At 63.7% G+C, this 26,919-nt stretch carries 22 protein-coding genes; 7 read left to right on the top strand and 15 right to left on the bottom strand.

The window, feature by feature from the left end:
• Positions 1–2,367 (top strand): malto-oligosyltrehalose synthase, encoded by a 2,367-nt coding sequence (treY, locus tag L8U58_RS07305; RefSeq protein ID WP_269955028.1) that lies wholly within the window; start codon positions 1–3, stop codon positions 2,365–2,367.
• Positions 2,367–3,335 (top strand): GTP pyrophosphokinase, encoded by a 969-nt coding sequence (locus L8U58_RS07300; protein WP_043014769.1) that lies wholly within the window; start codon positions 2,367–2,369, stop codon positions 3,333–3,335. Before treY ends, L8U58_RS07300 begins: the two co-directional genes overlap by 1 nt.
• A gap of 16 nt (positions 3,336–3,351) precedes the next feature.
• Here L8U58_RS07300 and L8U58_RS07295 read toward each other — a convergent pair whose 3' ends face one another.
• Genes L8U58_RS07295 through L8U58_RS07285 form a run of 3 tightly spaced genes read right to left on the bottom strand, consistent with a single transcriptional unit; the run spans position 3,352 to position 4,730 of the window.
• Positions 3,352–3,747 (bottom strand): RNA-binding S4 domain-containing protein, encoded by a 396-nt coding sequence (locus L8U58_RS07295; RefSeq protein WP_051891441.1) that lies wholly within the window; start codon positions 3,745–3,747, stop codon positions 3,352–3,354.
• 9 nt (positions 3,748–3,756) lie between these two features.
• Positions 3,757–4,008: a hypothetical protein gene (locus L8U58_RS07290; protein ID WP_051873952.1), complete on the bottom strand. Its 252-nt coding sequence runs from the start codon at positions 4,006–4,008 to the stop codon at positions 3,757–3,759.
• Positions 4,009–4,046: 38 nt separating this feature from the next.
• On the bottom strand, positions 4,047–4,730 hold the full coding sequence (locus L8U58_RS07285) for an IMPACT family protein (RefSeq protein ID WP_035008402.1): 684 nt from the start codon (positions 4,728–4,730) through the stop codon (positions 4,047–4,049).
• 30 nt (positions 4,731–4,760) lie between these two features.
• Here L8U58_RS07285 and treZ point away from each other — a divergent pair, with 30 nt between their 5' ends.
• The gene (gene treZ / locus L8U58_RS07280; RefSeq protein ID WP_269955027.1) at positions 4,761–6,458 is read left to right on the top strand and encodes a malto-oligosyltrehalose trehalohydrolase; all 1,698 of its coding nucleotides are present in this window, start codon (positions 4,761–4,763) and stop codon (positions 6,456–6,458) included.
• 32 nt (positions 6,459–6,490) lie between these two features.
• Here the strand turns inward: treZ and dnaE are convergent, their stop codons facing one another.
• Positions 6,491–10,060 carry a DNA polymerase III subunit alpha gene (dnaE, locus tag L8U58_RS07275; protein ID WP_269955026.1) on the bottom strand — a complete coding sequence of 1,190 codons (3,570 nt, stop codon included), beginning with the start codon at positions 10,058–10,060 and terminating at the stop codon, positions 6,491–6,493.
• A 77-nt stretch (positions 10,061–10,137) separates the two neighbouring features.
• On the opposite strand from dnaE, the gene L8U58_RS07270 reads away from it, so the two are divergent.
• On the top strand, positions 10,138–11,316 hold the full coding sequence (locus L8U58_RS07270; RefSeq protein ID WP_034977359.1) for an amino acid deaminase/aldolase: 1,179 nt from the start codon (positions 10,138–10,140) through the stop codon (positions 11,314–11,316).
• Positions 11,316–12,665: a D-arabinono-1,4-lactone oxidase gene (locus L8U58_RS07265; RefSeq protein WP_034970060.1), complete on the top strand. Its 1,350-nt coding sequence runs from the start codon at positions 11,316–11,318 to the stop codon at positions 12,663–12,665. The genes L8U58_RS07270 and L8U58_RS07265 overlap by 1 nt, the downstream gene beginning before the upstream one ends.
• Here L8U58_RS07265 and rarD read toward each other — a convergent pair.
• The 4 genes from rarD to lspA are packed head-to-tail and all read right to left on the bottom strand — an operon-like array spanning position 12,662 to position 15,737.
• Positions 12,662–13,537 carry an EamA family transporter RarD gene (rarD, locus tag L8U58_RS07260; protein WP_269955025.1) on the bottom strand — a complete coding sequence of 292 codons (876 nt, stop codon included), beginning with the start codon at positions 13,535–13,537 and terminating at the stop codon, positions 12,662–12,664. The genes L8U58_RS07265 and rarD overlap by 4 nt on opposite strands.
• Entirely contained in the window at positions 13,538–14,197 is a 660-nt protein-coding gene (locus L8U58_RS07255; RefSeq protein ID WP_269955024.1) for a hypothetical protein, read from the bottom strand. It abuts the gene before it with no gap.
• A complete protein-coding gene (locus L8U58_RS07250) occupies positions 14,194–15,171 on the bottom strand; it encodes an RluA family pseudouridine synthase (RefSeq protein WP_034970068.1) in 978 nt (325 codons plus the stop codon). Before L8U58_RS07250 ends, L8U58_RS07255 begins: the two co-directional genes overlap by 4 nt.
• On the bottom strand, positions 15,168–15,737 hold the full coding sequence (lspA, locus tag L8U58_RS07245) for a signal peptidase II (protein ID WP_230580330.1): 570 nt from the start codon (positions 15,735–15,737) through the stop codon (positions 15,168–15,170). The genes L8U58_RS07250 and lspA overlap by 4 nt, the downstream gene beginning before the upstream one ends.
• 40 nt (positions 15,738–15,777) lie before the next feature.
• On the opposite strand from lspA, the gene L8U58_RS07240 reads away from it, so the two are divergent.
• On the top strand, positions 15,778–16,689 hold the full coding sequence (locus L8U58_RS07240; protein WP_230580329.1) for a DUF6263 family protein: 912 nt from the start codon (positions 15,778–15,780) through the stop codon (positions 16,687–16,689).
• A gap of 41 nt (positions 16,690–16,730) precedes the next feature.
• Here the strand turns inward: L8U58_RS07240 and L8U58_RS07235 are convergent, their stop codons facing one another.
• From L8U58_RS07235 to L8U58_RS07225, 3 genes are all read right to left on the bottom strand, one after another.
• Positions 16,731–17,285, bottom strand: coding sequence for a WKL family lipoprotein (locus L8U58_RS07235; protein WP_034970076.1), 555 nt, complete (start codon positions 17,283–17,285; stop codon positions 16,731–16,733).
• A 264-nt stretch (positions 17,286–17,549) separates the two neighbouring features.
• Complete coding sequence (locus L8U58_RS07230) at positions 17,550–18,683, bottom strand: MFS transporter (protein WP_237743906.1); 1,134 nt, start codon at positions 18,681–18,683, stop codon at positions 17,550–17,552.
• Complete coding sequence (locus tag L8U58_RS07225) at positions 18,683–19,009, bottom strand: ArsR/SmtB family transcription factor (protein WP_034970082.1); 327 nt, start codon at positions 19,007–19,009, stop codon at positions 18,683–18,685. Before L8U58_RS07225 ends, L8U58_RS07230 begins: the two co-directional genes overlap by 1 nt.
• Before the next feature lie 132 nt (positions 19,010–19,141).
• On the opposite strand from L8U58_RS07225, the gene L8U58_RS07220 reads away from it, so the two are divergent.
• Positions 19,142–20,182: an asparaginase gene (locus L8U58_RS07220; RefSeq protein WP_269955023.1), complete on the top strand. Its 1,041-nt coding sequence runs from the start codon at positions 19,142–19,144 to the stop codon at positions 20,180–20,182.
• Between the two features lie 26 nt (positions 20,183–20,208).
• Here L8U58_RS07220 and L8U58_RS07215 read toward each other — a convergent pair whose 3' ends face one another.
• The 4 genes from L8U58_RS07215 to L8U58_RS07200 all read right to left on the bottom strand — a co-directional run bounded on the left by L8U58_RS07215 (position 20,209) and on the right by L8U58_RS07200 (position 26,600).
• Positions 20,209–21,555: a DNA polymerase IV gene (locus tag L8U58_RS07215; RefSeq protein WP_269955022.1), complete on the bottom strand. Its 1,347-nt coding sequence runs from the start codon at positions 21,553–21,555 to the stop codon at positions 20,209–20,211.
• A gap of 33 nt (positions 21,556–21,588) precedes the next feature.
• Positions 21,589–24,849: an isoleucine--tRNA ligase gene (gene ileS, locus L8U58_RS07210; protein ID WP_269955021.1), complete on the bottom strand. Its 3,261-nt coding sequence runs from the start codon at positions 24,847–24,849 to the stop codon at positions 21,589–21,591.
• Positions 24,850–25,232: 383 nt separating this feature from the next.
• The gene (locus L8U58_RS07205; RefSeq protein ID WP_034972096.1) at positions 25,233–25,391 is read right to left on the bottom strand and encodes a hypothetical protein; all 159 of its coding nucleotides are present in this window, start codon (positions 25,389–25,391) and stop codon (positions 25,233–25,235) included.
• 60 nt (positions 25,392–25,451) lie between these two features.
• Positions 25,452–26,600 (bottom strand): DivIVA domain-containing protein, encoded by a 1,149-nt coding sequence (locus L8U58_RS07200; RefSeq protein WP_034977341.1) that lies wholly within the window; start codon positions 26,598–26,600, stop codon positions 25,452–25,454.
• Between the last annotated feature and the right edge of the window lie 319 nt (positions 26,601–26,919).

Genomic DNA, 26,919 nt, shown 5'->3' with positions numbered 1-26,919 from the left:
ATGTCAGCGACCTATCGCCTTCAGCTCCGTGGACCTGGATCCGACCCCGCCCAAGCCTTCACTTTCGCCGATGCGGAAGAGCACCTGCCGTACTTTTCGCGCCTGGGTGTCTCGCACCTCTACCTGTCCCCGGTGATGCAATCGCCGAAAGCCTCCACTCACGGCTACGACGTAACAAACCCGTCGACCATCAACCCGGAACTCGGTGGCATCGAAGGCTTACGATCCCTGGCCGACAAAGCGCACGAGCTGGGCATCAAGCTGCTGCTGGACATTGTTCCGAACCACGTAGGTGTGGACGACCCGCAGCTAAACCCCTGGTGGTGGGATCTGCTGAAGAAGGGCAAGGAATCCGAGTACGCGGACTACTTCGACGTGGACTGGTCGGAGGACAACGGCGCTGGCGGACGGCTGGGGCTGCCGGTGCTGGGCAGCGAAGAAGACGTGGCGGAGCTGCGGATCGAAGAAGGCGCCGAGGCTGGGGCCGACGGCGAGGGCACCGAACCGGTGCTGTGCTACTACGACAACCGCTTCCCCATCGCCGAGGGCACCCTCGGCGGCACCCCGCAGGAGGTGCACGACCGCCAGCACTACCGCCTGATGTACTGGCGCGACGGGGTGATTAACTACCGCCGCTTCTTCAGCATCAACGGTCTGGCGGGCTTGCGGCAGGAAGACCCGGTGGTGTTCGAGCACTCCCACCGCATTCTGAACCAGCTGATCGCGGCGAACATCATCGACGGCGTGCGCGTGGACCACCCGGATGGCCTGGCCGATCCTTTTAACTACCTGAAGCAGCTGCGCAAGCTGATCGGCGAGGATCGCTGGCTGCTGGTGGAGAAGATCCTCGGGGTCACCGAGCCGCTGGATCCCCGCCTGACGGTCGACGGCACCACCGGCTACGACGCGCTGCGTGAGCTCGACGGCGTGTTCGTGCACCGCCCAGCCGTGGGCACCATGGGTGAGCTGGCGCTGGACATGACGGGCTCTAAGTGGGACGCCGAAGCTTTCGACAACGCCGAGTACGAGCTGAAGTCCGAGGTGGCGGGCCAAGAACTCGCGGCGGAGGTGCGCCGCCTGGCCCGCGCGATCCGCAGCGATAACTGGTCGACATCCGGCGAGGCAGTGTCGGATAAAGAACTGCGCGACACCCTCATCGAACTCATCGCCGCAATGCCGGTCTACCGCGCGGACTACGAATCCCTGTCCCGCGTGACCAGCACCGTGATCGCCCAGATGATCATCCGCTACCCGGAACGCGCAGACGCGCTGGACCTGATCGCCACCGCCCTGATTTCCCGCGGCGAGGCAAACGTGCGCTTCGCCCAGGTCTGCGGCGCGGTGATGGCCAAGGGCGTGGAGGATACCGCCTTCTACCGCGGTTCGCGCCTGGTGAGCTTGCAGGAAGTCGGCGGAGCTCCCGGCCGCTTCGGCGTTTCCCCCGCCGAGTTCCACCTGCTGCAGGCCGAGCGCGCCCGCCTGTGGCCGAAGGCGATGACGACCCTGACCACGCACGACACGAAGCGAGGCGAAGACGTGCGTAGCCGCATCAGCTGCATCACCGAATCCGCCGAGCGTTTCGCCGAACTCTGCGATGGCATCGAGTACACCGACGGCGGCACCTGCCACTTCCTACTGCAGAACATGATCGGCGTGTGGCCGGTGGATGGCAACGTCTCCAACGAACTGCGGGAGCGCCTGCACGCCTACGCCGAGAAGGCCATGCGCGAAGCTGGAGTACACACCACCTGGTTCGATGTGAACGAGGAATTCGAAACCTCCATCCACCAGTGGATCGATGCCACCATCGATAACCACGGGGAGGACATCACCGCCTTTGTTGCGCAGATCGCACCTGCGGCGGAGATGGTCTCGCTATCCAAGAAGCTGCTGCACATCATGGGGCCAGGTATCCCGGATATCTACCAGGGCACGGAGTTCTTCACGGATTCGCTAGTCGACCCGGACAATCGCCGACCGGTGGACTTCGCCGAGCGCCTGGAAGCCCTGGATCGCGTCTCCCGCGGCGATGTGCGCGACAAGGACGATGAGCGCCTCTACCTCATCGCCACCGCCCTGCAGATCCGCAACCAGTTCGAGCTGGACAATGCCAGCTACCTTCCCGTCATGGCCACCGGCACCATGGAGCGCCACGTGCTGGGCACCCTGCGCGGCGACGACGTGATCACCCTGGTCACCCGTCGCCCGCTGGATATTCTGCGCGACGGTTGGGCCGACACGACGGTGGCTCTACCAGAGGGCGTGTGGGAGGATCGCCTCTCCGGCAGTATGTGGGAGGGCGAAGTCCCGCTGGCCAGCCTGTTCAGCGAGCGCGGCCAGGCGATCCTTACCCGCATGGGGGCCTGATGTCTGCGCTGCAGGATTACGACGCCTGGATCCACGCCCACCCCACCGTCGCCGCCGACCTGGAGGCGCACGTCATTGATGTTCTTGATGACGCCGGCCTGACGTTTGACCGCGTCAGCGTTCGCATCAAGGATCGAACGAGCTTCGCCCGCAAACTCTCCAACGAGGCGTACCCGGATTACGACTCGTTTACCGACGCGCACGACGTCATCGGCGTGCGGGTCATCACCTTCCACTCCTCGGAGATCCCCCAGCTCAAGGATGCACTATCCGACCTTTTCACCGTGGTGCGAGTCATCGACAAGGCCGCCGAGACCGCCCGCGAGGGGCGCTTCGGGTATGCCAGCCAGCACCTGATTGTGTCCGCAAAGGACGAGCCGTGGGCGGCTGACGAGGGGGCGTCACCAAAGTACATAGAGATACAACTGCGTACGGTGCTGCAGCACGCATGGGCCGAGTTCGAACACGACGTGCGCTACAAAAACCAGGAGCACCCAGACACCAGCGCCCCTGAGGTTCAACGCGCGTTTACGCTGGCCGCGGGGCTCATCGAGCTGGCGGATGAGCAGTTCGACAAGATCGCGAGCATCATCGGAACCCCCGGCGAGGACGTCGAGGGGGCTCTGGACGAAGCATCGCTACCACGCGTGCTTACGCGGATTGTGGGCGAGAAATACCCGACCTCGCGCGTGGATTACTACCGCTATGCCATCGACATGCTGGCGGCTCACGAGATCACGACGGTCGCGCAACTGCGGGAACTGCTGGCTCCGAAGCGACTGAAGGCGCTGCGTAAGGCCATGAATTATCCCTACTACCCCGGCCAGGTGCGCCTGGTGGACGACATGCTGCTGTTCGCCTATGGGCGCGAACACATCCGCAGGACGGTGCACATCGGCGACAATGCGCAGTCGCGCCCCGGCAGGCTGGGCACCAGGTGGCAGCAATTGGGGCAAAAGACCGGCTAGAGCTCGCCCGGGGAGTTTAGATCTCGCCGCGTTTGAAACGCTCCAGCTGGCGGCGCTCCCGCTTCGTCGGGCGGCCCGCTCCCCGATCCCGGCGCGGCATCGCGGGGATCACGGGCGGGGGTGGCGAATGGTCGATGTAGGCCTTGCGGGCCAGCTCCGCGCCGACGCGCTTGGACAGTAGCTGAGTGACCTCCACGATGTGCTCGCGGTGGTTGATCCACACGCGCACGGTATCGCCCACCACAACCGGCTGGGCGGGCTTCACCGACACGTCGTTGATTTTTACGTGCCCGGCGCGGCAGGCTTCCGCGGCCTGGGAGCGAGTCTTGCACAGACGGACGGCCCACACCCACGCGTCGATGCGGACCTTGCTAGAAGGGCTAGAAGGGCTAGAAGTTGCAGGGCTGGCCAACGGGGCGCGTCACCACTGATCTTTGTGCTCGACGATCCCCTTGATCTGAAAGCCGCTGTAGGCGATGAACGCCACTGCCAGGAGGGGCACGATGATGGCGAAGAAGGTGGTGGGCAGGATCGTTAGGCCACCGACCAGGCTGACTGCACCCACGGCACCGGCGATCTGAATGTTCCGAGAGTGCTTGCGAACCTCGGCCTTGCGCTGGGCGATGGGGTCGTTGCCCGCACGGCGGGCGGGCAGGTTGCCGTAATTGCTCATGGTTCTCCAGTGTAGTTAATCGGCGTGTCGTTAATCGGCTACAGCGTGTCCTCGATCCAGCGCTGCCCCTCCAGGTGTGGCTCCGCTGTCCCGCTGGTGATGCTGGCCAGGAAGTCCGGCAGCGGTGCGCCGGGCTCGCAGGCGATTGATAGCTCCGCCACCGCCCGATATTCCACGCCGACCACGGTGTAGCCGGCGGCGCGCACTTCGGCTTCCACGCGCCCGGCATCTGCGTGCGGCACGTCGCAGGTGTATAGATCTAGCTGTCGGCGCAGCACCAACGGCACCTGTTGCAGAACCTCGCGGGTCGCCTCCTGGTAAGCGCGCACCAGTCCGCCGGTGCCCAGCTTCACCCCGCCGAAGTAGCGCACCACGACGACCGCGACGTCCTGCAGCGGTTCCGGGGTGTGCCAGCCCTTCAGCACTTCCAGCATGGGCTGGCCCGCAGTGCCGGCGGGTTCGCCGTCATCGCTGGAACGTTCGATCGGCTGCGCGGAGTCCACGTGCACCACGAAGGCGCTGCAGTGATGACGCGCATCCGGGTACTCGCGCCGGATGCTGTTAATAAACTCGCGCGCCTCGTCCTCGCTGGTGCAGCGCTCGGCCAGCGCGATAAAGCGGGAGCGTTTAATCTCCACCTCCGCTGTGAACCGCCCCTGCTGTGGGCGGACGTAGGAAGGTTCGGGCCGGTTGGCGTTGAGAGGCACTGTATCGTCGGGCATTCTCCCATTATCGCAGCTAGGGTGGAACCCATGTATTCCGTGTGGGCTCCTTTGGCCGAAAACGTAGAACTAGTCTTGCGGCCTGCAACAACCGGTACCGAACAGCGCATCCCCATGACCCGCGAGGCCGATAGCTGGTTCCTCGCCGATGTGCCCGCCAATCCCGGCGACCGCTATGGATTTTCCGTCGACGGTTCGCCCGTATTCCCCGACCCGCGCTCCAAGCGCCAGCCCGACGGTATCCACGGGTTGTCGGAGGTCTGGCAGATCGACAAACCCCGCACGCAACTGGGCCGCCCGCTGCAGGGCGAGGTTATCTACGAACTTCACGTCGGCACATTCACCGCGGCAGGCACCTTCGACGCCGCAATTGAGAAGCTCGACGAACTCAAAGCGGTGGGCGTCACCGCCATAGAGCTCATGCCCGTGCAACCCTTCGGCGGCAAGCGCAATTGGGGCTACGACGGCGTGATGTGGCAGGCAGTCACGGACGTTTACGGCGGTCCGGACGGTCTGTTGAGGTTTATCGACGCCGCCCACGACCGCGACCTGGCCGTGGTGTTGGACGTGGTGTACAACCACTTCGGCCCCGACGGTAACTACACCGGGGTGTTCGGCCCCTACACCGCCGGCGGCTCGACCGGTTGGGGTGATGTGGTGAATCTGCAGGGCCGGGATTCCGACGAGGTGCGCGCCTACATCCTGGAAGCGGTGCGCCAGTGGACCCAGGAGTTCGGCATCGACGGCCTGCGCCTGGACGCGGTGCATGCGCTGGATGATACGGGCGCGGTGAGCCTCATTGAGCAGATCCGTGACGCTGCGGAGCCGGCCTGGATTATCGCCGAGACGGACCAGAACGATCCCGTGTACACCGAGGGTTACAAGGTCGCGCAGTGGAACGATGACATCCACCACGCGATCCACACCGTCGTTTCCGGCGAGGATCACGCCTACTACTCCGACTTCGGGACGGTCGAGGTACTTGCCACGACGTTCCAGCGGGTGTTCTGGCACGACGGGCGCTTCAGCTCCTTCCGCGGGCGCACGCACGGCCGGCCGGTGACGGATCCGGAGCTGTGGCGTTTCGTGACGTACACGACCACCCACGACCAGACGGGCAACCGCGCGGCGGGCGATCGGCCGAGCATGAACCTGTCGGTGAAGCAGCAACTGGCCAAGGCCATCTTGGTACTGACCAGCCCGTTCACCCCGATGCTGTTTATGGGCGAGGAATGGGGTGCATCCACGCCGTTCGCGTTCTTCGTCGACCACGAGAACGAGGAGCTCAACCAAGCCACCCGCGAGGGTCGCATGCGCGAGTTCGCGCGCGCCGGGTGGGATCCAAAGGACGTACCGAACCCGGCGGCCGAGGAGACCTTCCGGGACAGCGTGCTGAAGTGGGCGGAGCGCACGGAATCCCCGCACGCGGAAGTCCTGCGCGGCTATACGGACCTGCTGGAGTTCCGCCGCACCCACCGCCTGGCCGAGGCCGAGCTGCTGGACGTGAGCTGGTGGGCCGACGGCGAGGAACCAGTCAGCGAAACCCTGGCGGGCGTGAACCCGACGGTGCCGCCGATCGACGCGGACGACGAGCTAGCGAGCGGCCGCTGGATCGAGCTGACCTACCAGGCCCCCGATTCCTTGGTGAAGGTCACCGTGAACTTGGCCGACACGCCCCACGATGGGCTGGGGCTCGGCCCGTGGGAGGCGCGCTACGGCACCGAATAGTTAGTTGGCCAGTAGCTGGCCGCGCAGCAGATCTAGGAGAAAATGCCCTCCCAGGTCGAGGCCTTCAAAGCGCCCATCAACGATGGAGACTTGTTCACACGCATCTCGGGGCCGAGCAGGAACTGAACTTCCTCCTCCCCGTCGATGAGGGTCAGGTAGACATCCGAGTCACCCTTGTTTTGGCTGAGCACGCGGCGCAGGTTGGCCATGTTGTCCGGCGTGGCCTGATCCACGCGGATGTTCAGCCGCAGTGGCACGCCGGATCCAGCGCCAACTGTGAGCTCTGCGGACTTGAGATCCTGGCAGAACAGACGCATGTCGTCTTCTCGGTAGTTAATCTTCGCCTTCGCCAGCACGATGTTGTCCTCGACGATCTGCGGGGCCACCATCTGGTAGGTCTTCGGGAACACCAGCAGCTCTACCTGTGCACCATGCTGATCCTCCAGCGTGGCGATCGCCCAGGGGTTGCCGTTGCGGTCGATGCGGCGCTCGACGGCCGAGATGATGCCGCCGATCTTCAGATCCTTGTTGTTCGGCAGTTCGCCGGACAACACGGTCGTCAGGGGCGTGTCGATCTGCGCGTCCAGGGCATCCTCGAAGCCGTCCAGGGGGTGGCCCGATACGTAGAGGCCCAGCATGTCGCGTTCCAGCGCCAGCTGGTGCTTGCGTTCCCACTCCTGGTCGGGCACCTCCACGCGGAAGACATCGCCCGCGTCGTCGTCCCCGCCCAGGCCCGCGAACAGGTCGAACTGTCCCTTGGCTGCGGCCTTCTTGGTGGCGGTGACGGCGTCCACCGCGTCCTCGTGCACCAGCACCATACCCTTGCGCGGGTGGCCCAGCGAGTCGAAGGCGCCGGCCTTAATCAGCGACTCGGTCACGCGCTTGTTTGCCGCAGTCAGATCGATCTTGTCCAGGTAGTCCGAGAAGTCCTTGAACGCGCCCTTTTCCTCGCGAGAGGCGATGATGGAGTTCACCACGTCCTCGCCCACGTTGCGCACCGCACCCAGGCCGAAGCGGATGTCCTTACCAACGGATTGGAAGGTATAGCGCGAGTCGTTCACATCCGGGGACAACACGCGAATGCCCAGGTGGCGGCAGTCTGCCAGGTAGATCGCGGACTTGTCCTTCTTGTCCGCCACGGAGGTCAGCAGCGCAGCCATGTACTCCGGCGCGTAGTTCGCCTTCAGGTAGGCGGTCCAGAAGGAGACCAGTCCATAGCCCGCGGCGTGGGATTTGTTAAAGGCGTAGCCGGCGAACGGCAGGATCGTATCCCACAGCGTCTTGATGGCATCGGCGGAGTAGCCATTGGCCTTCATGCCGGATTCGAAGGTGACGAACTCCTTTTCCAGCACCTCCGGCTTCTTCTTACCCATCGCCTTGCGGAAGCCATCTGCTTGGCCCGCGGTGTAGTTCGCGACCTTTTGGGAGATCTTCATGATCTGCTCCTGGTACACGATCAGGCCGTAGGTCTCCTCCAGGATTTCGTGCAGCGCCTCTTCCAGCTCCGGGTGGATCGGCAGAATCGGCTTGCGTCCGTTCTTGCGGTCGGCATATTCCCAGTGCGCGTCCACACCCATCGGGCCCGGGCGATACAGCGCCAACGCGGCCACGATGTCGTTGAAGCCCGTCGGCTTCATGCGCTTTAGCAGCTTCTGCATGCCCGCGGAGTCCAGCTGGAACACGCCCAGCGTCTCACCGCGCGCCAACAACTCGTAGGTGGGATCATCCACCGTATCGAGGTTCTCCAGGTCCAACTCAAAGTCGCGGTTGGTCTTGATGTTATCGAGGGCGTCACCAATAACCGTAAGGTTTCTAAGCCCCAGGAAGTCCATCTTCAGCAACCCGATGGCCTCGCAGGCGGGGTACGGCCAGCCGGTGATCAGCGCGCCGTCTTGCTTGCGCTTCCACATGGGGATGCAGTCCAGCAGCGGCACGCTGGACATAATGACGGCACAGGCGTGCACACCGGCCTGGCGGATCACGCCTTCCAGACCGAGTGCATCCTTGTAGATCTTTGCCACGTCCGGGTCGGTTTCGATCAGCTGGCGCACCTCGGCGGCTTCGGGGTAACGCTCGTGCTCCGGGTCGGTGATGCCGTGCAGCGGAATGTCTTTAGCCATGATCGCCGGGGGCAGGGCCTTGGTGATCCGGTCGGCCATCTGGAATCCGGCCTGGCCGTAGTGGGCGCGGGCGGAGTCTTTAATAGCCTGCTTCGTCTTCACTGTGCCGAAGGTGATCACCTGTGCGATCTTGTCCTCGCCCCAGCGGTCGGAGGCGTAGCGGATCATCTCTCCGCGACGGCGATCGTCGAAGTCGATATCGATATCGGGTGCGGACGGGCGCTCGGGGTTCAGGAAGCGCTCGAACAGCAGGCCGTGTTCCATCGGGTCGATATTCGTGATGGTCAGCGCGTACGCGACCAGCGCACCGGCGGCCGAACCACGGCCGGGACCGACGCGGATGCCCACGGAGCGGGCGTACTTGATCAGCTCGGCGACGATCAGGAAGTAGGACGGGTAGCCCTTCATGTCGATCACGCTGATCTCGTACTTGGCGCGGTCGATGTACTCGGCGGGGACTTCCTTGCCCGGGAAGCGCTCCTCCAGCCCCTTCATCACTTCGTGGGTCAGCCAGGTCGTCGGCGTATGGCCTTCCGGCACGTCGGCGATGGGCATGCGGTCGTGCGGGTGCTCCTCCCAGATCTCGGAGTAGTCCTGCACACGCTCGGCCACCCAGAGGGTGTTGTCGCAGCCCTTCGGTACTTCCTTATCCCACTGCGCGCGAATGTCCTCAGCGGTGCGCAGGTAGTAGCCGGTGCCGGAGAACGCAAAGCGCTTACCGCCCTGATCCAGGGTGGGTTCGTCCAGTGTGGAGCCGGTCTGCACGCACAGCATCACCTCGTGCGCTGGAGCCTGCTGCTCCAGTACGTAGTGGCAGTCGTTGGTCACCAGCGGCGGCAGTTCCAGCTTGCGGCCGATCTCCAGCAGGTCGTCGCGCACCCGCTTTTCGATCTCCAGGCCGTGGTCCATCAGCTCCAGGAAAAAATTTTCTTTGCCGTAGATGTCCTGCCACATGGCGGCGGCTTCCAGGGCCTTGTCGAACTGTCCCAAGCGCAGGCGAGTCTGCACGTCGCCGGACGGGCAGCCGGTGGTGGCGATGATGCCCTCGGAGTGCTGGGCGATCAGCTCGGCATCCATGCGCGGCCACTTGCCCAGCTGGCCTTCGTAGCTGGCCATCGAAGACAGGTAAAAGAGGTTGCGCAGCCCCGTCGCGTTCTCCGCGATCATCGTCTGGTGCAGGTACGCACCGGAGGCTGAGACGTCATCGGATTTCTGCTCCGGCTTACCCCACCGCACGCGCTGCTGGTTGAAGCGGGATTCGGGGGCGATGTAGGCCTCAATGCCGATGATGGGCTTGATGTCGGCGGCGGTCATCGCCCGGTAAAAAGCATCCGCACCGAACATGTTGCCGTGGTCCGTCATGCCTACTGCGGGCATCCCCTGCCGCTTGGCTTCTGCGGCCAGCATATCGACTTTAGCCATGCCGTCGAGCATGGAGTATTCGGTGTGGTTATGCAGGTGGACGAAGGAGGAACCGCTCATGGTTGGCCATCTTAGCGTGTTGTAAAAATCCCTTTTTTCGGCACATGGGATTCCTTATCGCTATACAGTTACTTTCCATGAAGAAAGATACCCGCCTCGCAGTGGCGCACCTGGACGCACCCTTCGCGGTGCTCGATCTGGATGCCGCCAGAGCCAACGCGCAAGACATGGCGCACCGTTCTCGCGGTACCCCGATTCGGGTGGCCAGCAAGTCGCTGCGTATCCGTTCGCTGATCTCGGAGGTCCTTACCCTCCCCGGTTATCGCGGCATCTTGGCCTACAACCTGAACGAAGCGCTATGGCTCTGCGAGGAGCAGGTCAGCGATGACATCCTCGTTGCCTACCCTTCTGCCCACCGCGAGGCGCTGCATCGTTTGATCCACGATGCGCGCGCCCGCGAGGCCATCACTCTCATGGTTGATTCGGTCGCTCACCTGGACTTTATCGACTCTGTGGTGCCGCCCCACGAGCGTGGAGACATTCGGGTTTGTATTGATATTGACGCCGCGTTGCGCGCCGGCCCCGTTCACATCGGAGCCTTACGTTCCCCTCTGTATACGGTGGCGGAGGTTCGCGACTTCGCCCGACAGGTCCGCCAGCGCGAGGGATTCCGTTTGGTCGGCCTCATGGCCTACGAGGGTCAGGTCGCCGGCACCACGGACACCTCCCCTGCCGTCGCGGCGATGAAGGCGCTGTCGGTGCGTGAGCTGGCTAGCCGTCGCGGGAAGATCGTCGCCGCCGTCGCCGAGGAACTGCGCGTGGCGGGTCTGCCTCCTCTGGAGTTCGTCAACGGTGGCGGTACCGGCTCGATCGAAACCACCAGCGCGGAGGCCGCCATCACCGAGATCGGCGCGGGCTCCGGCATCATCGGCCCCGGACTTTTCGACCACTACCGCCAGTTCCAGCCAACTCCGGCGGAATGGTTCGTCGTGCCAGTGGTGCGCCGCCCTGGGCCGGAGACAGTGACGGTCGCCGGCGGAGGACGTATCGCCTCTGGTCCCCCGGGCAAGGATCGCCTGCCGGTCGTCGACTGGCCAAGGGATCTAAAGATGGCCCCGCTGGAAGGGCCCGGCGAAGTGCAGACTCCGCTGAGCGGCTCCGCAGCCCGGAACTTGCGCCTCGGCGACCACGTGTGGATGCGCCACGCGAAAGCCGGCGAGGCAACTGAATACATCGATAGCGTGCTGGTCGTCTCGGCCGGTGAAATTGTCGCGGAATGGCCCACCTACCGCGGCGAAGGAAAGAGTTTTGTCTAATGAGCACCACTATTACCCGCAAGCCCGCCCATAACTCCCGCTGGTCCAACTGGTCCGGCGTGACCACCGGCCAGCCGCGCAAACAGGTGGCTCCGCGCGATGAGGCGGAACTGATCCAGCTGATCCAGCGCGCCGCCGCTTCCGGGGAAAGGATCAAGCCCATCGGCGCCGGGCACTCCTTTACCTCCGTCGCCGCGACCGATGGCATCCAGGTCAGCCTGGACAACCTAGCGGGCTTGATCCACTTTGACCCGCAGAAGATGACCGCCCGCCTGCGCGCCGGAACCCGCCTGCGGGATGTGCCGGGCATCCTGGCTCCCCTGGGAGTGGCACTGGCCAACCAGGGGGATGTCGATCCGCAGTCGTTGGCTGGCGCGATCGGCACCAGCACCCACGGCACGGGTCTGGGATTCACCGGTTTTGCTGGCATGTTGCGAGCTTTCCGCATCATCACCCCGGACGGCCACGCCCACGAATGCTACGCCGGCGCGGAGGGCATCGCCGGAGAGCTCTACGACATCGCCCGAGTCTCGCTGGGCGCCTACGGCATCATTACCGAGGTAGAGCTCGACGTAGTGGATACCTTCGTTCTGCATGCGGTCGAGCGGGCGGAACCAAACGCACAGGTGGTGGATAACTTCGCCGAGCGCGTGCGGGGCGAGGACCACCTGGAGTTCTACTGGTTCCCCGGCACCGACGTGGCCCACGTGAAGACGAACACCCGACTGCCAGGCAATACTCCAACCAACCCAGTACCACGCTGGAAGGAGGTCTTCGACGACGAACTTCTCAACAACGGCGCCTACCGCGCGATGTGCGACCTGGCGCACTTCTTCCCCCGGCTGAGCAAGCCCTTTGCGAAGCTGAGCGCGAAGACCCTGGCGCAGCGCGAATACTCCAACGTCGCCCACGACGTGTTCGTCAGCTCCCGGCGCGTACGTTTCAACGAGATGGAGTACAGCGTTCCCCTGGCGGACGCCCGCGAGGTACTGCGAGAGGTTCAGCACACCATGAACACATGCGGCGAGCAGGTGCTGTTCCCCATTGAGGTCCGCGCAACCGCGGCCGATGACGTGCCACTGTCCACGGCGAAGGGGCGTGAATCCTGCTACATCGCCATCCACCGCTACAACAAAGACAGCCACCAGGCTCTGTTCCGGCACATCGAGCCGATCTTCAAGTCCGTTGCTACGGGGCGCCCGCACTGGGGGAAGCTGCACACCCTCACCCACGAGGACCTCTTGGCGCGGCACGAGGATCTGGCGCGTGCCTGCGAGGTACGCGCAAAGGTGGATCCGCAGGGCATGATGCGCAATGCGATGGTGGATCGGGTTTTCGGCCTAGCCTAGCTCAGCTTCTTCACCCGCCGTACCCGCGGCGGGCGGTTGCGTACCAGGTCAACGATGAAGACAACCACCGCAAGCCAGATCAGCACGAAGCCGACCCAGCGGGCGGGTTCGATGTGCTCGCTGTTCACAAAGACAGCCCACAGCATCTGGATCACCGGCGTGATGTATTGAACCATGCCCAGGCTCGTCAAAGACATCTCTTGGGCGGCGCGAGCGAAGCACAGCAGCGGCAGCGCAGTCACCACGCCCGCCAGCATCAGCAGTGCGGCGTGGCCAGCGCCCAGCTGCACGTAAGTGTTGGCGCCCCGGGACTGCAAAAATCCCAGGTAAATCAGCCCTACCGGCGCCAGGACAAGAGTCTCGGCGGTGAGGGACTGAATGGGCGTCAAACTAACCTGCTTTTTAACGAGCCCGTAGAACCCGAAGCTAAAGGCCAACGCCAGGGAGATCACCGGCGGCGACCCCAGCGCGACGGTCAACACCACGACGGCGATGGTGGCGATGCCGACAGAGACAAGCTGCAGGCGGCGCAGCTTCTCGCCCAACACGATCACACCCAACAGCACGCTGACCAGGGGGTTAATAAAGTATCCAAGGGCGGCATCGGCAACGTGATTGTTGTTGACCGCATAGATGTATAGCCCCCAGTTCACACTGATCAGCAACGCGGCGATGGCGACGATCCGCCACTGCCGGGCTGTAATGGAGCGCAGCTGCTTAAACCCGCGTATGGCGGCGAGCACCAGCAGCATAAACACCAGCGTCCACACAAAGCGGTGCGCCAGGATCTCCATCGGCGTGGCCGGTTGCAGCAGGGGGAAGAAGGCGGGAAACAGCCCCCACATCAGGTAACACAGCAGGCCCCAGATCAACTATCTCGCTCCCATCGGTCGAATCCCAATGCGTCCGTACACCGCCCCCGGATCTGCAGGTTCCACGGCATAGGCGCGTTTCGCCAGCTCACGGAGCTGCTCCGGGGTTGCGTGGACTAGCACTCCGTCGATACGCAGCTTATCCGGTTGTGTGTGCGCGCTCCGCGCCATGCGCCCCACGGCGCGGTTGATAACGTCGGCGCGGGTATGCCCCACCGCTGGTTCCGGCAGCGTCGCATAGGCCGTCGCACCGAAGTAGAGGGTGCTCACGCGCGCATCGATGCCCTTGAGCAGCTCGATCACCTCGCTGGAATTCCATGCGTGCTCCGGTGCCGGGGAAACTAGCGCCCAGCGCGGTTCTTCGCCGGTCATGTGGTCGAGTTGTGCGCGCGCGTGCTCGCGGTACTGCGCCGGGGTGCCATCGAAGGGGCCGAGCTGGTCGCCGTTGATGTTCGGCGCTTTGGAGGTCAGGTCTGATGCGCCCATGGCAATGACGCCACATCCCATCGCAATGAGGCAAATGCCGGACAGCCAAGCGACCCAGCCTGGTCGGCGGGTGTCCTCCCAGTCCAGCTGGCGCTGGCGCTTCTTGTTAGCTTTCAGCTGCTGCGGGCTACGCCCCCGATACTGCTGATCGGAGTGTTGCTGGGGCTTGCTCACGGCTGGTGGCCTCCAGCGTTCTTCGTGCCTTTCGCGCCGATGCCGTTGGCATCCCGCAGCCTATCCAGTGCTTGCTGCAGATCCTGGGGGTATGGCGATTGCACGGTTCTCCACGACCCATCCGGGTGCGGGAACCCCAGCTCCACGGCATGCAGCCATTGGCGGTTGAGGCCTAGCCTTTCGGAGAGCTTCGGATCGCTACCGTACATCGGATCCCCGCACAGCGGGTGATGCAGGGCGGAGAAATGCACGCGGATCTGGTGTGTACGACCGGTCTGCAGTTTGACCTCCAGCAAGCTGGCTTGGCGGTGGGCCTCCAGCGTGTCGTAGTGGGTAATCGCGTGCTTGCCATCCTCGCGCACGCTGAAGCGCCAACCTGCGGAGGGGTGGCGTCCGATGGGGGCATCGATGGTGCCGGACGTCGGGTCGGGGTGCCCTTGCACCAGTGCGTGATAGGTCTTGGAGACCTCGCGATCCCGGAAGGCGTTCTTCAGCACGCTGTAGGCACGCTCGCTGGCTGCCACAATCATCACGCCGGAGGTGCCGACGTCCAGCCGCTGCACGATTCCCTTGCGCTCAGGCGGACCGGAAGTGGAAATGCGGAAGCCCGCGGCCGCCAGACCGGAGGTCACCGTCGGGCCATCCCAGCCGACGGTGGGGTGGGCAGCCACGCCGACGGGCTTGTCCACCGCGATGACGTCCTCGTCGGAGTACAGGATCTCCATCCCCTCCACATGCCGGGCCGGTTCGGCGGCCAGATCCCGAGGCGGGGCGGGAAGGGTCACGTCCAGCCATGCGCCCGCAATGAGCCGATCGGACTTCCCCACCGGCGACTGGTCCTGCAGAATGTCGCCATCGGCAGCCAGCTCCGCAACTGCGGTACGGCTGAGTCCCAGCAACTTGGACAGTCCTGCGTCCACCCGCATTCCCGCCAGGCCATCCGGCACCGGCATCACTCGGTTTTCCCGGGTCATCGGCTCTCCTCCCCCTCGCTCACCTCGCTGGTATCGCTGGTATCGCTGGTATCGCTAGCCTCACTGGACTCGCTAGCCCGCTCAGCGCGCACATGATTCGCCGGCTCGATGAAGAATGCGTAGATCACGTAACACGCCACGCCGACGGTGATGGCGGCGTCAGCAACATTAAAAATGGCGAAGCTACCGAAAGACAGAAAGTCCACAACGTGGCCGTGCATACCTCCCGGCTCGCGAAAAACACGGTCGATCAGGTTGCCCGCTGCGCCGCCTCCGATCAGGCCAATCGGCAGCGCACCCGCCAAGTAACGTGTACGCAGGGCCAGAACGATACAGGCCAGGAAGGCGATCAGCTGGAAGCAGGAAAAGAAGATGGTGGCGCTGGTTCCCATCGAAAACGCCGCACCCGGATTGCGCACCAGGTACAGGCGGAAGAATTCGCCGATAACGGGGTAGGCCCGCTGTGGCTCGAGGTTCTCGACGACCGCCCATTTCGTGATCTGGTCGACGGCGATGATCCCAAACATCAGGGTCAAGGCTGCGATAGATGCGCGTTTCGAAGTCACGCTTAAGTAGTCTAATGTCCGCCTGTTACGCTGTGAACTTGTGGGTAATTCTAGGAAGTCCGCGCTAGCCGTGTGCAGCGCCATTGGCCTGGCCTTTGCGGCCGTTGGTTGCTCCGATACCGAGGAGCCGCAATCTAAGCCAGCCGACGTGGCTGTGCCGGGTGTAAAGATCGAGGTGCTGAACCGTGGCGCCACTCCGCAGGAACCCCTCGTGTGGTTCTCCCAAGGGGGCAACCAAGAGGTTTCCTTCGACGCCACCCAGGGCTTTGAACAGCACACGAAGGGGCATGACAAAAATAGTCCCGATGTTGCGGAGCTGGATTACGACGAGGTGACGATGCACCTGCCGCTGTCCGCCGAGGCTTCCACCGATGGCAAGGGCCGCCAGAGCACCGTGACCGTGGGCAAGCCATCCGGCACGAATGAGGACAAGAACGACGACATCGCAACGGCCGAGGGCTTTAAGGTGTCCTCCGAGCAAGACGTCGACGGCCGGGTGACCTCGCGCAGCTACAGCGCCCCCGATAGTGCCAGCCAGACCGCCCGCGCCAGCGTGGAATCCGCGCTGAACCAGATGAATGACTTCCCCATCGTCTTCCCCACTCCGGCCGTCGGCGTGGGCGCGAAGTGGACAGTGTCCAACCGCGTCGATGGTGATATATCGATGAAGCAGGACATCACCTACACCCTGCTGGAGCGCCAGGGTCAGTCTGTCTCCTTGAAGGTAGAGGTTCAGCGCCTGCCTGCTGTGTCCACGCTGGCGCAGACCGATTTGAAGGTGCTGTCTGTAAACACGGAGTCCACCGGACAGATCGCACTGGACCTCAACAAGGTACTGCCGACCCGCGGGCACATTAACGTGAAAACAAAGATCATCTACGGGCAGGACAAGTCCCCGGTACATGTGGTGCAAACCACGACCTCGAAGTCCAAGTGGAGCCCCAAACAATAAAAGCGGCCCCCGGTGTGGGAGCCGCTAGTTAAGGGTGGAGCTTAAAGCTCATTACACATCGGCGGAACCTGGTCCGGCAAAACATTTTCTACCAGGGTGCAGGCCCATCCCTGATCCAGCTTCCACTTACCGCCCTCGTTAACGAACTCCACGTCGCTGACCACGTGCGGTTCCTGGTTCGGCACGGTCAGCTTCACGGTGGCGTTGACGTTGCCCGGGTTCAGGCTCGGCAGTACGGGCTCCACGACCTCGAGGGTCGCGCCGGACTCGGTGCGGGACTTCGTCAGGGCGTCAAAAAGCTCCGGCGCCTGCTCGCCGTTGACAACCGTATCGGTCTTCTGGTCCGTCGGCACCTTGGGGTCCACAGCGCGGTTCAGCACGGCAGCCAGCTGCTCTACGGTCGGGGTTTTGCTATCCCCCGCACCTTCGGACTGGGCGGCGCTGGACTTAGCGGAGCTGGAGGTCGAGGAATTGTCGGAGGAATCCTCATCGCCACCACAGGCAGACAGGGTTAGGCCAGCGGCCAGCATGGCGGAGATAGCCGTTGCGCGGGTAAAGATCTTGGTGCTGCGAGAGTGGCGCTGGGTAGAACGCACGAGAATGCTCCTTCGATGGTTGGAAAATGTAATGCTACTGATCGTGTGCAATTAGCCGAGTAAGAAAATAGTGCTCTGTGGCACACTGCCGTAGACAGCTGTGCACATGGAGTACACATCCCAAGAAATTTGGGGAACCAGGTTCCGACTATACAAGCCATACTGTTGCAGATGTTATTCGTGTGATTTGCGCCAAAACGCACGAACCGTCGACCAGGGATGGACATGACAGAAGCAGTCTCCCCCATGCGTTGGCATACACGACTATTCCGTGGCGCTCATGTGCTGCCGAGCAAACTGACTGAGCAGCGCCAGTACTGCTACGCTCGCCGCGGAAATGCAGAGAACGGTTGGTGTCGCATCTGCGGAAACCAGTAAAGCCCCGAAGATTGCCCCCAGTGCGGACCCCAAGTAATTGGCGGAAGCATTCGCAGCCACAGCTGTAGCCCCGTCGGCCGGATTCGCCTGAAGCAAGATGTGTTGCTGAGGTGCGAGCGAGGCCCACCCGCACATTCCCCAGAGAAACAGGCTAGCGACCAAAATCCACGCGGTTTGGTCTTGCGTCATGCCGAGCAGCGCGAAAGTGAGGCCTCCGAGTATAACCATGCTTAGTTGCAACGGGGCACGCCGGTCTAACAGTCTGCCTACGCCTAGCGCTCCCACCGCACCCCCAATGCCCCAGACCCAGATCGCAAGCGTCTGGTGAGACGCCAAGCTCCCTGAGGACAAAATCACAGTCATGTAGGTGTAAAGCCCCAGAGAAGCGACACCTGTCAGAAGAGTTACGGTCACCGTAACTAGATTTTTGGGTCGCGCGATCGAGAGCAACCGTTCACGAGCGCCCGAAGCAGGAATAGCAGGCAGGTCGCGGCCCCGCAGAAAAGTTCCCGCCAGCGCCGCGCCTCCGATAGCTGCGATCAGCAGGATGGCGGCTCGCCATCCCCAGTACTGCGCTAGTGCCAGACCTGCTGGGACTCCAAATACGGTGCCAACTGCCAAACCCGCAAGGACTAGCGCCAGTGCACGTCCACGACGTACTTCCCCTGCAATCTCTGCCGCGACCGCGGACGACAGCGGTGAGTACACACCCGCTGCTGCGCCAGCCACCACTCGGGAGCCTAAGAAGAACTCAACAGTCGGCGAGAACGCCGTGGCTAGGTTTGCCACAGTGAAGATAAGCAGGGACACGATCAGGCTCTGTCGTGACCGCCTTCCCGCGCGTCCAGCTAACAAGGGGCCTGCTATCGCATATGAGCCGGTGAAGGCCGCTACTCCCAGGCCGACAGTAGCTTCGCGTGCGTCTAGAGATGAGGCGATAGTAGGAAGGAGACCGGCGACAACATATGCGTCCAGCCCGAGCGCGACACTGCCCACCACGAAGGGCCAGAGCCGCCCCATCATTCCTGTACCTCTGTAGGGACAGCATTGGCCACCACTGCTGAAAGCACTCCAGGGAACAAGCGATCGAGATCCTCCCTCCTCAACCGGATCAGACATGCACGCCCCTCCCCCCGGGTCCATGTCACCCCTGCCTCCCGCAACATGCGGGTGTGGTACGTCAGCGTCGACCGGGGCAAGTCGTCCGCGAGCTCGAGACTGTCGTGCTCGAGCCCGTCAGCCAGACGACGAATCATCTCGAGACGCGTGGGATCGCTCAAGGCTGCCAGCACCCTGGCCAGGGTAATTTCATCAGGCTCCGGGTGGTGGTACTTGCGAGGGGACATGGAACCTCCTTCAATCGTGCAGCAATACCTGCATAATAATCATGCAAGTATTCCTGCACAACTCCGTCCTATTCGCCGAAACTCCATCAACATCTTCGATCAACGCGACTAAGCGTCACGTACATTGGTCACATGACTTCCACCCCCTCGCGGAACTGCCTGCAGATCCCCGTCCTCGGCACCGGCGGCACCATCAGCTGCACCCACTCCCCCGAAGGCGACCTTGTTCCAACCCTGACCTGTGCAGACATTGTCAGGCAGGCTCACGTTCCGCAGGGGTTCGAGGCCCTGCCACACGACATCATGAGCATCGACTCCAGCTCCATCACCCTCCCCCAGATCGACCAGCTCGTCGCCCACATCGCACGCTTCTACTCCCCCACTCCGGCGGGCATCGTGGTGTTGCACGGCACGGACACGATGGAGGAATCCGCCCTGGCCGCCGCCTGTGCCCTTGAGCTGCCCTGCCCTGTGGTGTTTACGGGCGCCCAGCGCCCGGGTGATGACGCCGCACCGGACGGCCCGGCCAACCTTTCCCGCGCGTTCGCCGCGCTTGCCTCCGGTGAGCTCTCCCCGGATGTCCACATCGTTTTCGGGGATGCCATCCTGCCCGCCCGCGGGGCGTACAAGGCGCACACAACGGCAGAGACCGCCTTCCGCAACGCGCTGGCCGACTCCGGTCAAGAGGCACCTTCACCCGGCTCAGAAGGAACGGGATCCGGCTCGGCAGAAACAGAGCCCGAACCCACCAGCGCCTCCGCCCCGCCGCGGATCGCGGGCCTGAACGTGCCGATAGTCACCACCTTTGCGGGCGATGACGGGCTGCTCATCCGCGCGCTGCGGGAGCGGGACGGCGCCGGTTCAGATCGCGACGGCGCGGTGCCGGAGCGCGACGGCGCGGTCCACGGCCTGGTGCTGGCTGCCATGGGCTCCGGCAACATCCCCACCGCGGTCGCGGCAGAGCTGTCCGCCTGGCGCGCCGATCGCAGTGCCCAGGCAGGCGAGCTTCCCGTGGTCGTGTGCAGCCGCGTGCCCACTGGAGGGGTTTCCTTCGTCTACGGCGGCAGTGGCGGCGGGGCGCAGCTCGCCCGCGACGGCCTCCGCAGCGGCGGGGCGCTGCGCCCCAGCCAGGCGCGGATCGAACTGCTCTACGAAATCGCCCGCGGCCGCTAGCGCCCCGTGCCCCGCTCTCGCTAGGCTCACTCCTCCACTAGCCCGTCCAGATCCCAGCCCAAACTGTCCAACGGATCCGCGGGGCTTAGGTCCTCGTCGTCAATCCGGAAGGTGCGGGTCTTCCCCGGGCCGGTCGCGGCGGTCTCGAAACGCACGCTGACCACCCCGTTGCCAGCCCCTTGGACCCACCCGTGCCCATACTCCACGTGCGAAACATCCTGGGTGGCGCGCCAGCGGGGCTGGGCCGTGGTGGCGTCATGAGTAAAGACAGAAAGACCCGAATCGGCCTCGTTACCAGCGACGATGGGCACCGGCGGGCCGTCGAGTTCGGGGAACAACAGCTCCTGGCGATCGGCCACCAGGCCGGAGACGCTCACGCCGACCAGGCGAAAAGCACCGGCCTCCTCCGGGCGCGGCAACAGGCGCTGGGCTAGGGCGAAGATCTTGTCGAAGTCCTCCGTCGGCGCGGGCAGCCCGGCGGACTTGGTGTGCAGCTGGAAGTCGGTGGTGCGGGTCTTGACGGTAACGGTGCGGGCTGCGCGGCCGTCCTTTAGCAGACGGCGGTGCATCGCCAGCGCGGTCTCGTGCAGCACACGCATGGCCTCCGTGGTGGTGCGCGCGTCCACCTGCAGAGTCTTTTCGGCGCTGACCTGTTTGGCGGGCGCACGGGGAGCAACGGGGCGCGGATCATCCCCGGCGGCCATGCGCTGCACCTCCGCGCCGACGGACCCCAAAGCCCCGCGAATATCGGCGGCATCTGCCGCTACGAACTGGCCGATCGTATCGATACCCATGGTGTGCAGCTTCCCCTGTGCCACTTTGCCGATCCCCCACACGTCGCCAACGGGCCGATCGGCAAAGACTTCCATTCGGGACTCCGGCGGCACAACGAACACCCCATGGGGCTTGGCCAGATCGCTGGCCATCTTCGCATCCAGCTTGGTGGCGGCCATGCCGACAGATGCTGGCAGGCCGGTCTCTTTTTCCACCGTGGCCTGCAGCTTTTCGGCCCACTCGCGGGCCTCTTCGGCGCTGGTCAACCCCTGTGGCTCGGCGAAGCCCTCGTCCACGGAGAGCTGTTCCACCACGCCCGCGTGCGCCCGGATGACCTGGAAGATGCGCCGCGAAGCCGCGGTATAGACCTCCTTGCGCGGCAGCACTACCACCGCGCGGTGTTTGCACAGGCGAACGGCCTGGCTCATCGGCATTGCAGAACGCGCGCCGAAGGCACGGGCTTCGTAAGAGGCACCGGCCACCACCCCACGGCCGCCCAGCCCGCCGACCAGCACGGGCCGGTCGCGCAGGGTCGGTCGGGTGAGCTGCTCGACGGAGGCGAAAAACGCATCCATGTCGATGTGAGCCACCCAGCGCATGTTCCTACCCTGCGGGTCTAACCGCCTTTTTCTTTAGGACGCCACCACGATGTCCGCCGTGCAACCGTCGGCAACGTCGTGGCTGAGCTGCTCGCCGACGACAATCTTCACGTCCGTGGCCAGCACCTCCTTGGCGATCGCATCCGCGTGGGTGCGGGCCCACTCTTCCTTGTCCGCAGGAACGGACAGGGTCAGGTGGATCCGGTCTGTGACCTGCAGGTCGGCGGCCTTGCGGGCCTCCTGCAGGCCGCGGACGCGGTCGGCTGCCCAGCCTTCGGACTCTAGCTCCGGGGTGGTCTGGGTATCCAGCACCACCAGGCCGTCCTGACCGGAGACCTCGGCGGTGTGATCCGGGTCGGCGGCGACGAGCTTGCGGGTGAATTCGCCATCCTGCAGCTCGATGCCATCGGCGGTGACCACACCGGCGCCGTCGACGGTGTAGTTGCCGGACTTCACAGCCTTGATCACGCGCTGGACATCCTTGCCCAGGCGCGGGCCAGCCGCGCGGGCGTTCACGACAACTTCGAAGCGGCCGACCTTGTCCACGTCCGCAGTCAGCTCGACCTCCTTGACGTTCACTTCGTCGGCGATGATCTGGGTGAAGTCCTCCAGGGCGTCGGCATTCGGCAGCGCGACGGTCAGCTGCGGCAGCGGCAGGCGGTTGCGCAGCTTGTGTGCCTTTCGCAGGGAGCTCGTCGCGGAGCTCACGGCGCGCACGGCGTCCATAGCCGCCACCAGTTCGGCATCCGCAGGCAGATCGGCGGCGTTCGGGAAATCCGCCAGGTGTACGGAGCACTCGCCGGTCAGGCCGCGCCAGATCACCTCGGTGGTCATCGGCAGCAGTGGCGCGGCGGCACGGCTCAGGGTCTCCAGCACGGTGTACAGGGTGTTGAAGGCCTCTGGGTGAACCGCGTCGCCTGCCCAGAAGCGGTCGCGGGAGCGGCGCACGTACCAGTTGGTCAGTGCGTCGCAGAACCAGCGGATCTCATCGCACGCGGTGGCGATATCGGTGTTATCCAACGCATCGGATACCGCCTGCACCGTGCCATGCAACTTCGCCAGGATGTAGCGGTCCAGCACGTTGGTGGACGACGTATCGTACCGCGCGGGCTGGGAGGCATACAGTCGCAGGAAGGAGTACGCATTCCACATCGGCAGCATCGCCTGGCGTACGCCTTCGCGGATGCCCTGCTCGGTGACGATCAGGTTGCCGCCGCGCAGGATCGGCGAGCTCATGAGGAACCACCGCATAGCGTCGGAGCCGTCGCGGTCGAAAACCTCGTTGACGTTCGGGTAGTTGCCCTTGGACTTACTCATCTTCAGCCCGTCGTCACCCAGCACGATGCCGTGGGCTACGACCTTCTTGAACGCCGGGCGGTCGAACAGCGCGGTGGACAAAACGTGCATGGTGTAGAACCAACCGCGAGTCTGGCCGGAGTACTCCACGATGAAGTCCGCCGGAGAGTGGCTATCGAACCACTCCTTGTTCTCGAACGGGTAGTGCTTCTGCGCGAACGGCATAGAGCCGGACTCGAACCAGCAGTCCAGCACCTCCGGCACGCGGCGCATGGTGGACTTGCCCGTCGGGTCATCCGGGTTCGGGCGGGTCAGCTCGTCAATGTCCGGGCGGTGCAGCGAGGCCGGCTTGCGGCCGAAGTCGCGTTCCAGTTCCTCCAGGGAGCCGTAGACATCCATGCGCGGGTACTCCTCGGAGTCGGAGACCCACACCGGGATCGGCGCGCCCCAGTAGCGGTTGCGGGAGATATTCCAATCGCGCGCACCCTCCAGCCACTTGCCGAACTGACCGTCGCGGATATGGGAAGGCGCCCACTCGATCTGCTCGTGGTTCAGCTCCACCATGCGGTCGCGGAACTTCGTCACGGCGACGAACCAAGACGGCAGCGCCATGTAGATCAGCGGCTCACCGGAGCGCCAGGAGTGCGGGTAGGAGTGCTCGATCGTCTGGTGGCGCAGCACGCGGCCCGCAGCCTTCAGGTCCTTGATGATGGCCTTGTTCGCGTCGAAGACCAGCTGGCCCTGATACTCGGGCGCCAGGGAGGTGAACTTGCCGTCCATGTCCACCGGAATCTCCAGGTCGATGCCCGCAGCCTCGCAGGTAAACATATCGTCCTCACCGAAGGCCGGAGCCTGGTGAACCACGCCCGTACCGTCAGCGGTGGTGACGTAGTCTGCGCACAGCACGCGGAAGGCACCCGCCTTAAACTCGCTGCCGGGGTTCCCCTCGCCGCCTTCGACCTTCTCGCCCGCGCGCTCGGCGAAGTATCCGAACAGCGGCTCGTAGGTCATGCCCTCCAGCTGCGCACCGGTGAACGTACCCAGCACCTCGGCCTTCTCGCCGAGCTCCTTGGCATACGCACCGCGCAGGTCGTCGGCTAGCACCACGGTCGCACCGTGCATGCCCTCTGCTCCGTCGGCACCTGCGGCGTCATCCCCAATCCGCACCGCGGCGTAGACAACCTCCGGGTTAACGGCCAGAGCAAGGTTCGCCGGCGTGGTCCACGGGGTGGTCGTCCAGCCGATAAATGCAGCATCGACCAGCTCCGGGTGCTGCGCCAGAGTCTCTACGGAGGCCGTTCCCTCGGTCGCACCGGTGATCGGGAAAGTCACCGTGATGGTTGGATCCTGGCGCATCTTGTAGGAATCGTCCAGGCGGGTTTCCTGGTTCGACAGCGGCGTGTGCTCTGCCCAGGAGTACGGCAGCACGCGGAAGCCCTGGTAGATCAGGCCCTTGTCGTAGAGGGTCTTGAAGGCCCACATAACGGACTCCATAAATCCCGGATCCATCGTCTTGTAGCCGTTGTCGAAGTCCACCCAGCGTGCCTGGCGGGTGACGTATTCTTTCCATTCATCCGTGTAGCGCAGCACGGAGGTCGCGCAGTAGTCGTTGAACGAGCGCATGCCCATCTCTTCGATACCGGCGCGATCCTTGATGCCCAGCTGCTTTTCCGCCTCTAGCTCGGCGGGCAGTCCGTGGCAGTCCCAGCCGAAAACTCGGGCGACCTTCTTGCCCTGCATGGTCTGGTAGCGCGGAACGATGTCCTTGACATAGCCCGTCAGCAGGTGGCCGTAGTGCGGGAGGCCGTTGGCGAACGGCGGGCCGTCGTAAAAGACGTATTCTTCGGCGTTGTCGCGGGCAGCGACCGATTCGTTAAAGGTGCCGTCTTTCGCCCAGTACTTCAGTACGTTTTCTTCGAGAGCGGGGAATGCAGTCGAGCCGCCGTTGGACATATCGACGCGCGGGTAAGCGCCGCCTGCGGGAGTTGCTTCAGCCATGGTGGTTCCTAATTCTGTCGTTCGCTGTTGTCTTTGGTCTTTTTCTTTATGACGCCCACCGGCGTGAACCGGCGAACGTGCCATTAAAACAACAGGGACGCATGGGCATTAAAGCCCAGCGCGGTACCACCCTGATTGACGAGCCCGCTTTAGCCAAAGCTTTGCGCAGGGGGCTCGCCCACTTCTTCACTTACGGCTGTGACGTGCCGCGATTCCGCCCGGGTCTAGTGAGATGCACTGTGCGCATCCGTTCTTCCGGGAACGCTCCCCGGTGATGGCCGGATCGTTGCGTGGTTGGGGCTATTAAATTGTCAATCGCCTTTAACCCTACACGCTGCGCATATGGGGTGGCGGCGTGGGGTGCTCGTGGGGTGCTCAAAGCATTAGCGCTTGCGGTGGCGAACCAGGTCGAAGATGAACAGCGCCACGCCTACTGCTGCCACAGCCACGCAGACCCACGCCCAGGTGGTGGATCCGACGGCCAGGCTGACAACGAGCGCCACAAAACCGACGACCGCCAGGAGGATCGCTGCGAAAAGCATCGTCTGTGTATCCTCCTAGCGGTCGTCGGTGAGGTTAGAGCCGGTGGGCTCTGGAACTACTTACTTGTTGTCGCCCTCGACCTCGATGGAACCTGCGGGGGCTGCGGTGCCGCGGCTGTTCAGCTCTTCCAGCTGAGACTCCAGGAAGGTCTTCAGGCGGGTGCGGTACTCGCGCTCGTAGGTGCGCAGCTCTTCGATGCGTGCCTCGAGGGTGGCCTGCTGCTTCTTTACCGTGTTCATGATCTCGGTGTGCTTGCGCTCTGCGTCTTCCTGCAGGGCGTTTGCCTTCTCCTGTGCGGAGCGGATCTGCGCCTGGGACTGAGCAGTAGCGTCGGAGATCATGACCTCGGACTTCTGCTTTGCGTCTGCCAGCTGTGCGTTGGACTTCTCCTCGGCGTCCGCCAGCATCTTCTCGGAGCGGGTCTTCGCGTCGGACAGCTGAGCCTCGGAACGCTGCTTGGCGTCTGCCAGAGTGTTCTTGGAGCTGTTGTCCGCGTCGTCGATGGTCTTCTTAGCGGTAGCGCGAGCCTCCTCCAGCATGCTGGAGGACTCTGCCTTGGCATCGCCGGTCAGGCGATCTGCCATCTCCTGTGCCAGGGACAGGACGCGAGCGGCCTGCATGTGGGTCTCGGCGGTAGCAACGCCGGACTTGCCGTCGCCGGAAGCGACAGCACCCTGGGATGCGAAACCGGAAGCCTGGGCCGGAGCCTGCATCTTTGCATCCTCGGCAGCCTTCTCTGCCTTCGCAGCGCGCTCCTCGGCAGCCTTCAGCTTGGCCTCGTAGTCCGCCTTGATCTTCTTCTCAATCTCGGCAGCGTTGGCTTGGGAAGCGGCTACACCCTGCGGCTGGGCGGTTCCCCGCTGAGCCTGTGCCTCTGCACGGGCATCCTTGCGAGCCTGCTCCAGCTTGGTGGAGTACTCGGACTCGAACTTGCGGCGCAGATCAGCCTCGATCTCGCGACGCAGGGCAGCTTCATCCACCTGGGTGGCGCCTGCGGCACCCGCTACGCCGGCAGCGCCGGCGCCAGCGGAGCTGGACTCCAGCTGGTCTACCTTCAGCTTGAGGTCGGAGTTTTCGTCCTGCAGTTCCGCAAGAGTGTCCTCCACGAGGTCCAGGAACTGATCGACCTCGTCCTCGTTGTAACCACGCTTGCCGATCGGCGGCTTGCTAAAAGCTACGTTGTGCACATCAGCCGGAGTGAGTGGCATAGGTTGTCCCTTTCCCTTTCGGATTGCCTCAAAGTGCTAGAAGGCGTTCGCAACAGTGATGAAAACTATTGATGGTTTATGAAACAGATACAAAGCATACCAGCATCTGTTGTATCAGTCTCAACTTTAGCTCTAGATTAACACCTTAACCGTTGCTCAACTTCACTCAACTTGAGTCGACCATAATCACATCAGCCTCACAGCTACCACCCCACGCGCCTCACCCCCCTGCTATTACCCCCATATGACACTTTTTAATTTTCTTTAGCAGAGCACGTAACGCTTCGCACTCCCCCGCGTTGTAACAAGTGACCGAAAG

Origin of the sequence: Corynebacterium macclintockiae, from assembly GCF_027570165.1 — a bacterium.
Classification (GTDB): domain Bacteria; phylum Actinomycetota; class Actinomycetes; order Mycobacteriales; family Mycobacteriaceae; genus Corynebacterium; species Corynebacterium macclintockiae.
This window is presented reverse-complemented; position numbering and strand designations above follow the sequence as displayed.